General features: G+C 70.9%; 15 protein-coding genes and 1 tRNA gene. 7 read left to right on the top strand and 9 right to left on the bottom strand.

Going from position 1 to position 13,503, the window contains the following annotated elements; all coding sequences use genetic code 11:
• Positions 1–39 precede the first annotated feature (39 nt).
• A complete protein-coding gene (locus Q0Q47_RS17460) occupies positions 40–753 on the top strand; it encodes a hypothetical protein (RefSeq protein ID WP_293862640.1) in 714 nt (237 codons plus the stop codon).
• A 15-nt stretch (positions 754–768) separates the two neighbouring features.
• Here the strand turns inward: Q0Q47_RS17460 and Q0Q47_RS17465 are convergent, their stop codons facing one another.
• Together Q0Q47_RS17465 and cysE are read right to left on the bottom strand one after the other, a co-directional pair.
• Positions 769–981, bottom strand: coding sequence for a DUF3126 family protein (locus Q0Q47_RS17465; RefSeq protein ID WP_293862642.1), 213 nt, complete (start codon positions 979–981; stop codon positions 769–771).
• A gap of 192 nt (positions 982–1,173) precedes the next feature.
• Positions 1,174–2,019, bottom strand: a complete 846-nt coding sequence (gene cysE / locus Q0Q47_RS17470) for a serine O-acetyltransferase (RefSeq protein WP_293862644.1) — start codon at positions 2,017–2,019, stop codon at positions 1,174–1,176.
• A 99-nt stretch (positions 2,020–2,118) separates the two neighbouring features.
• On the opposite strand from cysE, the gene Q0Q47_RS17475 reads away from it, so the two are divergent.
• Positions 2,119–2,934: an enoyl-CoA hydratase-related protein gene (locus tag Q0Q47_RS17475; protein ID WP_293862646.1), complete on the top strand. Its 816-nt coding sequence runs from the start codon at positions 2,119–2,121 to the stop codon at positions 2,932–2,934.
• 72 nt (positions 2,935–3,006) lie between these two features.
• On the opposite strand, the gene Q0Q47_RS17480 is transcribed toward Q0Q47_RS17475, so the two are convergent.
• Both Q0Q47_RS17480 and Q0Q47_RS17485 read right to left on the bottom strand, forming a co-directional pair.
• A complete protein-coding gene (locus Q0Q47_RS17480) occupies positions 3,007–3,897 on the bottom strand; it encodes an alpha/beta hydrolase (protein ID WP_293862648.1) in 891 nt (296 codons plus the stop codon).
• Entirely contained in the window at positions 3,894–4,658 is a 765-nt protein-coding gene (locus Q0Q47_RS17485; RefSeq protein WP_293862746.1) for an alpha/beta fold hydrolase, read from the bottom strand. The genes Q0Q47_RS17480 and Q0Q47_RS17485 overlap by 4 nt, the downstream gene beginning before the upstream one ends.
• Positions 4,659–4,813: 155 nt before the next feature.
• On the opposite strand from Q0Q47_RS17485, the gene Q0Q47_RS17490 reads away from it, so the two are divergent.
• Complete coding sequence (locus Q0Q47_RS17490) at positions 4,814–5,074, top strand: zinc-finger domain-containing protein (protein WP_293862650.1); 261 nt, start codon at positions 4,814–4,816, stop codon at positions 5,072–5,074.
• 99 nt (positions 5,075–5,173) lie between these two features.
• Positions 5,174–6,352, top strand: coding sequence for an FAD-dependent monooxygenase (locus Q0Q47_RS17495; protein ID WP_293862748.1), 1,179 nt, complete (start codon positions 5,174–5,176; stop codon positions 6,350–6,352).
• A gap of 192 nt (positions 6,353–6,544) precedes the next feature.
• On the opposite strand, the gene Q0Q47_RS17500 is transcribed toward Q0Q47_RS17495, so the two are convergent.
• The 4 genes from Q0Q47_RS17500 to Q0Q47_RS17515 all read right to left on the bottom strand — a co-directional run bounded on the left by Q0Q47_RS17500 (position 6,545) and on the right by Q0Q47_RS17515 (position 9,745).
• A tRNA-Leu gene (locus Q0Q47_RS17500) sits at positions 6,545–6,629 on the bottom strand.
• A 74-nt stretch (positions 6,630–6,703) separates the two neighbouring features.
• Positions 6,704–8,287: an AMP-binding protein gene (locus tag Q0Q47_RS17505; RefSeq protein WP_293862652.1), complete on the bottom strand. Its 1,584-nt coding sequence runs from the start codon at positions 8,285–8,287 to the stop codon at positions 6,704–6,706.
• Between the two features lie 175 nt (positions 8,288–8,462).
• Entirely contained in the window at positions 8,463–8,969 is a 507-nt protein-coding gene (gpt, locus tag Q0Q47_RS17510; protein ID WP_293862654.1) for a xanthine phosphoribosyltransferase, read from the bottom strand.
• 20 nt (positions 8,970–8,989) lie between these two features.
• The gene (locus Q0Q47_RS17515) at positions 8,990–9,745 is read right to left on the bottom strand and encodes a competence/damage-inducible protein A (RefSeq protein WP_293862656.1); all 756 of its coding nucleotides are present in this window, start codon (positions 9,743–9,745) and stop codon (positions 8,990–8,992) included.
• Between the two features lie 141 nt (positions 9,746–9,886).
• On the opposite strand from Q0Q47_RS17515, the gene sfsA reads away from it, so the two are divergent.
• Positions 9,887–10,600 (top strand): DNA/RNA nuclease SfsA, encoded by a 714-nt coding sequence (gene sfsA / locus Q0Q47_RS17520; RefSeq protein ID WP_293862658.1) that lies wholly within the window; start codon positions 9,887–9,889, stop codon positions 10,598–10,600.
• A gap of 31 nt (positions 10,601–10,631) precedes the next feature.
• On the opposite strand, the gene Q0Q47_RS17525 is transcribed toward sfsA, so the two are convergent.
• Positions 10,632–11,504: an FkbM family methyltransferase gene (locus tag Q0Q47_RS17525; RefSeq protein WP_293862660.1), complete on the bottom strand. Its 873-nt coding sequence runs from the start codon at positions 11,502–11,504 to the stop codon at positions 10,632–10,634.
• A gap of 160 nt (positions 11,505–11,664) precedes the next feature.
• Here Q0Q47_RS17525 and map point away from each other — a divergent pair, with 160 nt between their 5' ends.
• Together map and radC are read left to right on the top strand one after the other, a co-directional pair.
• Positions 11,665–12,489 carry a type I methionyl aminopeptidase gene (gene map, locus Q0Q47_RS17530; RefSeq protein WP_293862662.1) on the top strand — a complete coding sequence of 275 codons (825 nt, stop codon included), beginning with the start codon at positions 11,665–11,667 and terminating at the stop codon, positions 12,487–12,489.
• A 15-nt stretch (positions 12,490–12,504) separates the two neighbouring features.
• Positions 12,505–13,212: a DNA repair protein RadC gene (gene radC / locus Q0Q47_RS17535; protein WP_293862664.1), complete on the top strand. Its 708-nt coding sequence runs from the start codon at positions 12,505–12,507 to the stop codon at positions 13,210–13,212.
• Positions 13,213–13,503: the final 291 nt, after the last annotated feature.

A 13,503-nucleotide genomic window follows, 5' to 3' on the forward strand; every position in this document is an offset into this window, starting at 1 on the left:
ATAGTTAAGACCGTAGTCGTTCCTTGAGGATGCGCGCGTATGTCGGCTTCCCTCCATCCGTCCCCGACCTTCGGACGGCGCGTCGCTGCCCACGAGCCGGAGGCGGCCGCCGCGGGCACCGGCCGGTTGACGGTGCTGCTCGCCATCGCAGCAGGCCTGGTCGTCGGCGGGCTCGCGTTCGGCCTTCGCCCTGCCCCGCCGCCCGCCCCCAAGGACGTGGTGGCCCGCATCGGCGCGCAGGTGCTGAACATCCCGGCCGGCCTCGTGCGCACGCACGACGGAGAAGGCCGGGTCGATCTGGCGGTTCGCTGGGCGGATCTCGGCCCCGCCGCGACGACGGGAACGTCCGACAAGACCGCGGCGCCGCGCATCGGCGACGTGCTGCTCGTGACGCTGTCGGCCGCGGATCCCGCCACGACCCGTCCGGATCGCCTCGGCAGCCTCTATGCTCGCTTCCTGGAGACGGCGGTGAAGGCAGGCCCCGCCAACCTGATCGAGCGCAAGTTCAAGGCGGGCACGCCCTACGAGAACCAGGAGCTCCTGTTCTCGCCGCCCGACGGCCGGCGCTTCCTGGCCGTCTGCGACGCCAAGCCTCGCGCAGGGGAAGTCCTGCCGCCCCTGTGCACCACGCGGTTCGAGCGCAACGGCATCGCCGTCCAGATCCGCTTCGAACCCCGTCTCGTCGAATCCTGGGAGCGCATCGAGAGCGGCCTGACGCCCCTCGTCGACCGCTGGATGCGACCGGCCGGCTGACGCCGGCGCTGCCGATCAATCCTCGAGATCGACGTCCAGGATCGACATGTTGAACGCGTAGGAGCGGTCGCCGTCCTCGTCGTCCAGCGAGATGATGCCCACGAACTCGTCGCCGATCATGACCTCGGCCGAGTCGGTCTTGCGGGGCCGCGGCACCACCTTGATGTTCGCGTTGTTGAACAGGCGGCGGAGATAGTTCTGCAGCTTCAGGAGTTCGGTCTTGTCCATGGAAATCCGGCCTCTCGCGCACGCCGTCGGGCGGTGCTCCCGGGTCGGACTTGCCACGGCTGAAGGCGCACCGCAAGCATGGGCGCCAGAGCACGCCCGGTTTCGGTGGAAACGCCGCCCGCCCCCGGCGGAGCCGCGTTGACGGGCCGTCCCGGCCGGCCTGGCGGCGGACCTTCGCGGCCCCCGCGGGCTTCACTCGCCGACGGGCGAGAGCTTCTCGGCGAGGAGCTGGTCCATGCTGCGGGCCGGCTCGGCGCAGCCGGCCGTTCCCACCACCTGCGCAGGCACGCCCGCGACCGTGCTGTTGCGCGGCACCGGCTTCAGCACGACCGATCCGGCGGCGACGCGGGCGCACTGCCCCACCTCGATGTTGCCGAGGATCTTGGCGCCGGCGCCGATGAGCACGCCCTGGCGGACCTTGGGATGCCGGTCGCCCCGCTCCTTGCCCGTCCCGCCGAGCGTGACGTCCTGGAGCATCGACACGTTGTCCTCGATGACGGCGGTGGCGCCGACGACGAGGCCGGTCGCGTGGTCGAGGAAGATGCCCCGGCCGATCCGCGCGGCCGGGTGGATGTCGGTCTGGAACACCTCGGACGAGCGGCTCTGCAGGTAGAGCGCGAAGTCGCGGCGCCCGGCCGTCCACAGGGCGTGGGCGAGCCGGTGCGTCTGGATGGCGTGGAAGCCCTTGAAGTAGAGCAGCGGCTCGACGAGTCGCTGGCAGGCCGGGTCGCGGTCCGTGACGGCCATGAGGTCGGCGCGGAACGCCTCCCCGATCGTCTTGTCGGCGGCAATGGCCTCGGTATAGGCGTGCACGATGAGTTCGCCCGGCACCGCCTCGTGGTCGAGGCGCGCGGCGACGCGGTGGATCACGGCCGATTCCAGCGTGCCCCGGTTCAGCACGGAGCCCATGATGAAGCCGCCGAGCGCCATGTCGCGCCGGATGATCTCGTCGGCCTCCTGCCGGATGCGGTCCCAGACGGGATCGACACGTCCCGCGACGGGGCCGCGCTGCAGAGGGGAAGAGCCGTGGGCGGTCATGGGCGGCCTCGGGGCTTGACGCGGGAAGGCGGAGATTATCACAGCTAGGGTCCCCCACCCAGCGCTGCAAGTCTGCATCGACGCAAGGAGGCGCCACCCATGAGCCCCCGTTCCACCGAACGACGTTTCGCTGATGGCCGGCTGCGCCTTGCCGGCCAAGGGCCTGTCTCCGTCCTGCTCATCGACAACGGCGCGCGCCGCAACGCCTTCGACCTTGCGATGTGGCAAGCGGTGCCCGACGCGGTGGCCGCCGTCGAGGCGGACGACGAGGCCCGGGTCCTGGTGATCCGGGGCGCGGGCGAGCTTCCGTTCGCGTCGGGGGCCGACATCAGCGAGTTCTCCACCGTGCGGGCCACGGCCGCCGGGGGCCTGGCCTACGAGGAGGCGAACGTCGCCGCCTTCGACGCGGTGGCGCGCTGCCGCAAGCCGGTGATCGCGATGATCCGGGGGTTCTGCCTGGGCGGCGGACTCGGCCTCGCGCTCGCCTGCGACCTGCGCGTCGCCGCCGAGGGAGCCCAGTTCGGCATCCCGGCCGGCCGCCTCGGCGTCGGCTACCCGCCCCAGGCCTATGCCTACGCGGTGGCGGCCATCGGGGCGATGCGCAGCAAGGAGCTGTTCTTCACGGCCCGGCGGCTGGGGACCGAGGACGCCTTCGCGGCCGGCTTCCTCACCCGCGTCGTCGCGCCCGAGGACCTGGAGGCCTCGGTCGCGGCGCTCGCCGCCACCGTCGCCAGCCAGGCGCCGCTGACGCTGGCGGCCGCCAAGGCGGGGATCGACGCGGCGGCGGGACTGCCCGGCGCCCCCGGTCCCGAGGCCCTGAAGGCCATGGCGGCGGCCTGCTTCGACAGCGACGACTACCGGGAGGGCCGCACGGCCTTCCTCGAAAAGCGCGACCCCCACTTCCGCGGGAGATGAGAGAAAACGGCCCGCTGAGGTTGAATAACCGTCTCAGCCGGCAGGCGTAGACCCCTGCCCGGACTCTAACATTCAGCCGCGGGCCGGCGCGACGCCCGGCCTGAAGTGACGCTCGACGAAGTCGACGATGGCGCGGGTGAAGACGTCGTTCTTGTCGCCCGCGACCATGTGGCGGGCATCGGCCACGTCGACGAAGGCGCTGCCGGGGGCCAGGTCCAGGAACTCGCGCGCCTGCTCGGGCGAGACGAGTTCGCTGGAGGCGCCGCGCACCAGCAGGCTCGGCACCCGCAGGGCGCGGGCCGCATCGCGCAGCCGCTCCACGACGTCGCCCGCGTCGGGATCGAACCGGTTGGCATGGTCCAGGAAGCGCGGGTCCCAATGCCAGTACCAGCGGCCGTCGGCGCGGTGGCGCAGGTTCTTGCGCAGCCCGTCCAGCGACTTCGGCCGCGGCCGATGCGGCAGGTAGGCGGCGATGGCGTCCGCCGCCTCCTCCACCGTCGCGAACCCCGTCTCGGCGTGTTCGCGCATGAAGCCGACGATGCGGGCCACCCCGTCCTCGCGGATCGAGGGCGTCACGTCGACCAGCACGAGGGCTGCGATGAGCGCCGGTTCGATGGAACTCGCCAGCAGCGACGCGATGCCGCCCATGGAGGCGCCGACGACCACCGGCGACTGGCCGCTCTCGGCCCGCAGCACGCGCGCCACGGCCAGCACGTCGGCGGCCATGGCGACGCTCTTGTAGTTCCCGTCGGGCGCCCAGTCGCTGTCGCCGTGGCCGCGCTGGTCGACCGTGACCGTCGAGAACCCGTCCCTGGCGAGATCGCGCGCCGTGCCCGCGAAGGCGTGGCGCGTCTGCCCGCCGCCATGCATCAGCATCACCCAGGGCATGCCGGCTTCGTGGACGGTGGCGACCAGGCGGTTGCCGTCGGCGCCCGCGAAGGTGCGCGTCGCGCCACGGGTCACGGACGCCTCTTCAGGTAGTCGAGCACCGCCTGCTTGTGGGCCTTGTCGCCCACCGCGAGGTTGTGGTCGCGGCCGGGAATGTCGAAGGCTTCCGCGCCCGGGATCAGGTCGGCCAGCGCGTGCGGATCCCCCGCGACGGGGTCCTTCGTGCCGACGCTGACGAGCACCGGCAGCCGGATGCTGCCCACCTGTTCCGGCGTGAGCGTCTGCCGGGAGCCGCGGATGCACGCGGCGAGCGCCTGCAGGTCGCTGCGATTCTGGTCGGCGAAGGCGCGGAACATGCGCTGCATCGGGTCCGTGAGGTCGGCGAGGGAGCTCGCCTCCATGGCGTCGGCGATGCCGAGCGGCAGCCCGACGCCCTGGACCAGGTGGATGCCGAGACCTCCGAGCAGGGCCGAGCGGACGCGCTCGGGATTGGCCAGGGCGAGATGGGCCGTGATCCGGGCTCCCATCGAGTAGCCCATCACGTCGGCCCGCGCGATGCCCAGGTGATCCATGAGCCGGCGGACGTCCTGCGCCATGACGTCGGAGGCGTAGGCGGCCGGATCGTGCGGCTTGTCGCTGGCGCCGTGGCCGCGGTTGTCGAGCGCGACGACGCGCCGCCCGTCGGCCAGCAGCGTCTTCACCCAGCCCGGATTGACCCAGTTGACCGCGTGGCTCGAGGCGAACCCGTGCACGAGCACGATCGGCTCCCCGGCGCCGGCGTCCGGACTCTCGTCGATGTAGGCGATGGAAACGTCGTCGGAGGAGAAGCGGTGCATCGGTCTCATGTCCTCTCCGCCGGGTTAAGCCACGCCGCGCCGGCCGGGGCAACCCCTGCGGCAGGCTGGCGAACTCGCCTTTTGGACCCTAGCGCGCGGCGCCCCGGGCCATTATGGTGCGCGCCGATTGTCCAGCTTCGCGCGGAGCCTTCCTGATGGCCGACCACGGCACGCCTCACTTCCAGAACGACCGCGGTGCGCCCGGCATCCGCATCGGGGCGCGGGAATTCATGTGCATCGGGGCGACTCCGCCCTTCGACCATCCGCACGTGTTCCTCGACATGGGCTCGGACAGCGAGATCGTGTGCCCGTATTGCTCCACGCTCTACAGCTTCGATCCCACCCTGCACGGCTCCGAGACGATTCCGGCCGGCTGTTCCTGGGACGCCGCGGGCGCTCGCAAGTCCGCTGCCTGATTTCAGCCGGGTCCGTCGGGCCGTCCGGCCCGCGCCTTTCTCCGTGATCCCCCGCCCGAGGAGTTTTCCGTCGTGAGCGCCGCGCAGGCGGGATCCGACATGCCGATCCTGATCGCCGGCGCCGGCATCGGAGGTCTCACGGCCGCGCTCCTGTTCGGACGCGCCGGACACCCCGTGACCGTGCTGGAAAAGCGCACGCGGATCGAGGAGGTGGGCGCCGGGATCCAGCTGTCTCCCAACGCATCGCAGGTGCTGGTGGGCCTGGGCCTCGGCCCGGCGCTGGGCCGTGCGGCGGGCGAGCCGGACCGCCTCCTGGTGCGCCGGGGCATGAGCGGCGCCCGCCTGGTGGCGATGCCGCTCGGCAAGACCATGCGCGAACGCTTCGGCGCGCCCTACTACGTGGTGCACCGGGCCGACCTTCAGACCGTGCTGCTCGATGCGGTGCGCAGCCTGCCCAACGTCCGCCTCCTCTTCGGCCGCTCGGTGACGAGCGTGGACCAGGAAGGCGCCGAGGCGATCGTGTCGGTGACGGAGGCGAACGGCCCCGAGACCTATCGCGGCGGCCTGCTGATCGGCGCGGACGGCCTGTGGTCGCGCGTCGCGGCGGCGATCGGCGACCAAAGCGAGCCCGACTTCACTGGCTTCGTAGCCTGGCGCGGCGTGGTCGATGCCGAGAAGGCCCCTCCCCCGTTTCGGCGCCAGGAGACCGGCCTCTGGCTCGGGCCGGGCGCCCACGTGGTCCATTACCCGCTGCGGGCCGGCAAGCTCGTGAACGTGGTCGCCGTGGTGAGCGACCGCAACGCCGAGCCCGGCTGGTCGCGCCCCGGCGCGTCCGACCAGCTGCGCCGCCGCTTCGGCAACTGGTCGCCCGAGCTCAAGGCGCTGTTCGACTCCGTGCCCGAGTGGCAGGTCTGGTCGCTGTTCGACCGGGCGCCGCGGACCTCCTGGACCAGCGGACGCACCGCCCTGCTCGGCGATGCCGCTCACCCGATCCTGCCGTTCCTGGCGCAGGGCGGCGCCTTCGCCATCGAGGACGCCGCCGTCCTGGCCCACCACGTCAAGGGCAAGCCGGGCGACGTCCCGGCCGCGCTCGCGGCCTACGCGGCCGCGCGCCGCCCGCGCGCGGCGGCCATCCAGGCCGCGGCACGGCGCAACGGCACCATCTACCACATGCACGATCCCTTCGCCTTCGCCCGCGACCTGGTGATGAAGCGCATCGGGGGCGACGGCCTGATGAACCGCTACACCTGGCTCTACGATTGGGGCCCCACGCGCTGACTCTGCGTCCCCGGGATGTAATCGGCCGCGAAACAATCACCGGCTGTTGCCGGTACGACACAGCCGACTCGAGCGCCCCGCGCTACATTCACATTCTCGCTGGCGTCTGGTGACCCTTCCCCGCCGGCGGGTCCTCCCTGAACTCAAAGGCCCCCAGGGCTCTGTCGCTGGGGGCTTTTTCTTGGCCCGTGCTGGTGCCCGCACCCGGACTCGAACCGGGACGCCCGAAGGCCCGAGATTTTAAGTCTCGTGCGGCTACCGATTTCGCCATGCGGGCCCGCGGAGCAGGCTTAGCCCGCCGCGGCGCGGGCGGCAACGGGGGTGGCGCCGCGACGGCCTGCGTCCGCGCTCCTAGAGCAGCGGGCGCATCGTGGCGGCGAGTTGCTGGGTGGCCGGATAGTCGATCTTGCCGGAGCCCAGCACCGGGATGCCGGCCGTCACCAGGATGGCGCGCGGCACCCAGAGTTCGGGGTATTGCTGCGCCTGGGCGTGGGCCAGGAGCGCGGGCCGCTCGGCGTCCGGCTTGTCGGTGACGAGCACGATCTGCTCGCCCTTGCGCGCGTCGGGCAGGGTGACCGCGACGTGGGTGGCGCCGGGCCACAGACCGGCGGCCAGCGTCTCGATGGCGGCGAGCGACACCATCTCGCCGCCGATCTTGGCGAAGCGCTTGGCCCGGCCCCGAATGCGCAGGAAGCCGTCCTCGTCGATGGCGACGATGTCGCCGGTGTCGTACCAGCCGTCCGGCAGGGACGCCGGCCGGCCATCGCCGCCCGGCGCCAGGTAGCCGGCCATGACGTTGGGCCCGCGCACGACGAGGCGCCCTCCCCCTTCCTGCAGGCCTTCGACGGGATCGAGACGGTGCTCGATGCCGGGCAGCAGCCTTCCGACCGTGCCGGCGCGATTGTCGAAGGTCTGGTTCACGGCGATGACCGGCGAGCACTCGGTCGCGCCGTAGCCTTCCAGGATGGTCGTGCCCGAGCGGTTCCAGGCCTCACGCGTCTGCTCGCGCACGCGCTCGGCCCCGGCCACCACCACCTTGACGCTGTCGAGGTCGCCGGGCTCGGCGGCGCGGGCCCAGCCCAGCAGGAACGTGTCGGTCCCGAACAGGATCGTCGCGCCCACCGCCTTGGCGAGCTTCGGCACCTGCCGGTAGTGGAGCGGGCTGGGATAGAGCACCGTCCGGATGCCGCACAGCAGCGGCAGCAGCAGCCCGCCGGTCAGCCCGTAGCTGTGGAACACGGGCAGCGGGTTCAGCATGACCTGCCCGGTCTCGAGCGGCGGCGAGCCGATATGGGCGAGGATCTGCCCCACATTGGCGAGGATGTTGGCGTTGCTGAGCGCCACGCCCTTGGGCTTGCCCTCCGACCCGGAGGTGAACAGCACCACGGCGGGATCGTCCGGCGCCAGCGCGTGGCGCGCGTGCAGGGAGGCGGCGAACCAGGACGCGACCAGCGCCAGGGCCTTGTCGAGGCTCGTCACCGAGGCGCGGACGTCCTCGAGGTAGACGATCGAGACTCCTGGCCCCTCCTCGTCGCCCGCGGCGAGCCCGGCGACGACCTCGTCGAGCTTGCCGCTGTCGACGAAGCGCCGGCTGGTGACGACGGTCCGGATGTGGCAGGTGCGCACGGCCGAGCGCAGGTTGGCGAGGCCGGCCGTGAAGTTGAGCATCGCGGCGACGCGCCCGTAGGCCGAGAGGCCGAACAGCACCAGCGCGACGGCGTTGACGTTGGGCAGCAGGATCCCCACCGCCTCGCGCCGCGCCGACAGGGCGGCGAGCTTGCGCCCGATGACGAGGGCGCCCAGCACCAGGCGCGCATAGCTCAGCGGGCTGCGCTCGGGATCCTCCAGGATCGGCAGGTTCCGCCCGAACCTGCCCGCGGCGTCGATGAGCCCCTGGAACAGCGTGCGGCGGGTCGTGGAGACGTCGAAGGCCATGCGGATCATTCCCCGAGGCTCAGACGCGGTTGGACTGATGTGCGTCCTTCGACACGCCCGCTGCGCGGGCTGCTCAGGATGAGGAGCTTTGTAAGCGTTTGACTTGCCAGAAAGATCCTCATCCTGAGCAGCCGCCATAGGCGGCGTGTCGAAGGACGCAGGATTTCGCCGCGGCTCAGCCCTTGTGGCCTTCGGCGATGGGGGCCTGGTAGGCCAGGCCCATGTCCCAGGGGAAGTAGATCCAGGTGTCCTGCGACACCTCGGTGACGAAGGTGTCGACCAGCGGCCGGCCGAGCGGCTTGGCGTAGACCGTGGCGAAGTGGGCGTTGGGCAGCATGTCGCGCACAACGCGCGCCGTCTTTCCGGTGTCGACGAGATCGTCGACCACGAGCACGCCCTTGCCGCCCTCGCCACCGAGGTTGAGCAGGTTGGGAGCGATGGTCTTCAGCACCCGGAGCTCACCCTGCGAGGTGTAGTCGTGGTAGCTCGCCACGCAGACCGTCTCGATGACGCGGGTGCCGAGTTCGCGCGACACGATCGCCGCCGGCACGAGCCCGCCGCGCGTGATGCAGACGATGGCTTCGAAGGGGCCGGAGTTCGCCAGGCGCCAGGCGAGCGCGCGGGCATCGCGATGGAACTGGTCCCACGACACGGGGAAGGCCTTGGGCTGCGGCTGCGACATGGTGTGTTTCCCCTCGGGCGTCAGGACGGACGGTTGGCGTGCAGTTCGACGAGCATGGCCTCGACGGCGACCTTCGCCGTCTCGAGCAGCTCGGGATCACGGGCCCGCACCACGATCTGGTTGCGGAAGCGCTGGCCGTCGAAGGACGGATAGGACCCGATGACGGTGCCCGGATGGGCCTTCTGGACGGTCGCCAGCGCCGAGCCGTAGGCGCCCTCGGGCAGGCCGCCGCTGTCGATCGACGTCGACAGCATCTTCACGCCGGTGCGCAGCGTGGGCGCCACCGCGTCGAACATGGCCTGCATGATGGAGGGCACGCCGGCCATCACGATCACGTTGCCGATGCGAAAGCCCGGCGCCTTGGAGATCGGGTTGTCGACGAGGTCGGCCCCGTGCGGGATGCGGGCCATGCGCAGCCGCGCCTCGTTGAGGTCGGCCGGATTGGGGAAGCGCTCGCGCAGCATGGCGACGGCCCGATCGTCGTGCGAGATGCCGACCCCGAAGGCCTTCGCCACGGCGTCGGCCGTGATGTCGTCGTGGGTCGGGCCGATGCCGCCCGTGGTGAACACGTAGTCCCAGCGAGCGCGCAGGGCATTGAGCGCCGCGACGATCTCCTCCTCCACGTCGGGAACGATCCGCACTTCGCGCAGGTCGATGCCGAGCGCGGTGCAGTAGTCGGCGATGGTGCCGATGTTCTTGTCCTTGGTGCGGCCGGACAGGATCTCGTCCCCGATGACGAGGACGGCGGCGGTGACGACGGGCGCGGGCTCGGTCATGGCAATCTCCGGAAGAGCCGGGATGTAGCGCGCCCGCCTCCCCCGCTCAAGGCGAACGGCGGGGACGGCTGTTCATAAACGGTGTTGTTTTGGCCGAATCGCGCCAATTTGCCCCGGTCCCCACCCGCGAAGACAGGCCCCATGCTCTTTCCCGCCCCTCTCGTGCCCGGGCGCCTCGTGCGCCGCTACAAGCGCTTCCTCGCCGACGTGGTGCTCGATGCCACGGGCGAGACCATCGTGGCGCACTGCGCCAATCCGGGTTCGATGATGGGGCTGCAGGGCGAGGGTAACCGGGTCTGGCTGTCGCGCTCCGACAACCCGGCGCGCAAGCTCGCCCATTCCTGGGAGATCGTGGAAGCCGATTTCGGGCGCGGGCTCGAACTCGTGGGCATCAACACGGCCCATCCCAACTCCATCGCGGCCGAGGCCGTGGCGTCGGCGGTCATTCCCGAACTCGCCGGCTATGCGGTCCTGCGCCGCGAGGTGAAGTACGGCAAGAACAGCCGGGTCGACCTGCTGCTCGAGGATCCCGGCCGCCCGCCCTGCTTCGTGGAGGTCAAGAACGTCCACCTGATGCGCACCCCGGGCCTGGCCGAATTCCCCGATTCCGTGACGTCGCGGGGCGCCAAGCACCTCGACGAGCTGGGCGACCGGGTGGAGGCAGGCGACCGGGCGGTGATGCTCTTCGTCGTGCAGATGGCCGCCGACCGCTTTGCGCTCGCCGGTGACATCGACCCCGGCTACGCCGCCGCCTTCGCCCGCGCCAAGGCACGAGGCGTCGAGGCGCTGGCCTGGTGCTGCCGGATCACGCCCGAGGGGATCTGGCTCGACAGGCCGGTGCCGGTGGAGGCGTGAGGCGCTGACAGGCGCGAGACCAGCCGCGCGGTCAGCCCCGCTCGAAGGCGAGGTTCACGCGGGTCTTCGCGATGAGCTTGTAGCCGCGGCCCGCCAGCAGCTTGGGCAGGTCGACCTGCCAGCGGCCGGTGCCGTTCTCGATGAGGAAGAGGCGCGGCAGCAGGCTGTCGGGCGCGAGCCTCAGGAAGGGTTCCAGGATCAGGTCCTCGGCCCCCTCGACGTCGAGCTTGATGGCGTCGACGTGATCGAAGCCCTCGTCGGCGAGAAGATCCATCAGGGTCTTGGCGGCGACGCGAACCGAGGGTCCGTTGGCGGTGCCGACGTATTTCACACTCGATTCGCCGTGGTTCTTCTCGTCCACGAAGAGCGTCACCTCGCCGGCCTTGTCGGCGACGGCGCAATCGACGGCCTTCACGGTGCCGAGCGGGTTCTGGCGGATGTTGTAGACCAGCCGCTCGAACACCTTGGGCTGCGGCTCCACCGCGAGCACCCGGCCACGGGTCCCGGCGCGGGTGGCCACGAAGAGGGCGTAGCCACCCACGTTGGCGCCGATGTCGACGAACACGAAGCCGTCCGTGATGCGGGCCTCGAGGATGGCACGCTCGTCGGCGTCGAAATACTGCGGCGTGAAGAGGAGCCGCTTCTCGCAGACATTGTTGTAGGGGTAGAGCCGCATGCGCGCGCCCATCGACTCCATGTCGATCGGCCGGCCGTCGAGCGTCCACAACGCGATCTGGCGCGTGGCGTAGGCCAGCCGGCGCCCCAGCCAGCTGCGCGGCATGCGCCGCGTGAAGGCGATGAGCCGCTCCAGCATGGGCGAGGGACGATACGCGCCGAAGGGGCGGGTCTCGTTGCCCGGGGTGTTCTGCGCCTGCGCGGCGGATCTGGCCTGAAGGTCCGTCATGGGCGCGACGAGTAGCGCGTCACGCCCGCGAAAGCCAGCGGCAAGCGCCGGGACGCCATGGCGGCGCTTGCATGCGCGCGCGGTTTGTCCCATGTGAGAGGCCGGGTGCCGGAAGGGGCCTGGCCGTCCATCCTGACGGCGCGAGACGCGGGACACTGCGATGACGTTCGTCGACGCGAGCCATGCTGCCGGGCGCAAGACCGGCGAGATCAAGCTCCACGGCCCTGAAGGCTTCGAGGGCATGCGCCGCGCCGGCCAGCTCACGGCCCAGGCGCTCGACCTGCTGGTGCCTCTGGTGAAGCCGGGCGTCACCACGGAAGTGCTCGACGACGCCATCTTCGAGTTTGCCATGGACCACGGCGCCTACCCGGCGCCGCTGATGTACCGCGGCTACCGCAAGGGCATCTGCACCTCCATCAACCACGTGGTCTGCCACGGCATCCCCAACGACAAGCCGCTGCGCGACGGCGACATCGTCAACATCGACGTGACGCTGGTGCTGGACGGCTGGCACGGCGACAGCTCGCGCATGTACCTGGTGGGTGACGTGCCGCGCCGGGCCGTGCGGCTCGTCGAGGTGACCTACGAGGCGCTGATGCGCGGCATCGCCGCCGTGAAGCCGGGCGCCACGACGGGCGACATCGGCGCCGCGATCCAGGAGTTCGCCGAAGCCGAGCGCTGCTCGGTGGTGCGCGATTTCTGCGGCCACGGCCTCGGCCGGCTGTTCCACGACGAGCCGAACATCCTGCACTACGGCCGCCGCGGCGAGGGCGTGCCGCTGAAGGCCGGGATGTTCTTCACCATCGAGCCGATGATCAATCTCGGCCGCCCCCACGTGAAGGTGCTCGGCGACGGCTGGACGGCCGTGACGCGCGACCGCTCGCTCTCGGCGCAGTTCGAGCACTCCATCGGTGTGACCGAGACCGGCTGCGAGATCTTCACGCTGTCCCCCAAGGGCTGGGACCAGCCCCCCGCGCAAACCTAGGGCCTGAGGCTTCCCATGGACGATCCGGTGCTCCCCGACCACGACGGCGGGGAGGACCACCGCCATGGCCACCGCCAGAGGTTGAGAAAGCGCTTCCTCCGCGCCGGCGCAGCCGCGCTGGAGGACTACGAACTCCTGGAACTCGTCCTGGCCCGGTCGATCCCGCGCCGCGACGTGAAGGGCCTGGCCAAGGACCTGCTCACCCGCTTCGGCAGCCTCGCCGAGGTGCTCGGCGCCCCGATGGGTCGTCTCATGGAGGTGAAGGGGGTGGCGGAAGCGACCGCCGTCGACGTCAAGGTGGTCGAGGCCGCCGGACTGGCGCTGGCCAAGGGGGCAGTGGCCAAGCGCATGGTGCTCTCCTCCTGGGCCGCCGTGATCGACTACTGCCGCGCCGCCATGGCCTTCGCCGACAAGGAGCAGTTCCGCATCCTGTTCCTCGACAAGCGCAACGGCCTCCTGGCCGACGAGGTGCAGCAGACGGGAACGGTGGACCACACGCCCGTCTACCCGCGGGAGGTGATCAAGCGGGCGCTGGAGCTCTCCGCCTCCGCCGTGATCCTCGTTCACAATCATCCGAGCGGAGACCCCACCCCCTCCCAGGCCGACATCCGCATGACCCGCGAGATCGCCGACCTCGCCAAGCCGATGGGCATCTCCGTCCACGACCACATCATCGTGGGCCGCCAGGGCCATGCCAGCATGAAGGGGCTGGGACTGATTTGAGACTTGCCAGTGCAATTGCCCAAAGAGCAGGCACTCCACTCCTGCCGGTCGCGGTAGCACCCACTCTCGGCGTCCTGCCCGGGCTCGGCCCGGGCATCCACGACTTTGCCAGGGACGAGCGACATGGCCCCAGCAAAGTCGTGGATGGCCGGGCCAAGCCCGGCCAGGACGGCTGAGGGAGGCAGCAGGCCAGAAATCAACGAGGAGGCCCCGTCTGAGCAGGCATGATCGGGCCACCGACCGACATAGGCTCGGATCCATGCGCAATTTTCTTCGCTGGCACGCCCTTTG

It is taken from the genome of uncultured Alsobacter sp. (assembly GCF_945952055.1).
Classification (GTDB): Bacteria; Pseudomonadota; Alphaproteobacteria; order Rhizobiales; family Beijerinckiaceae; genus Alsobacter.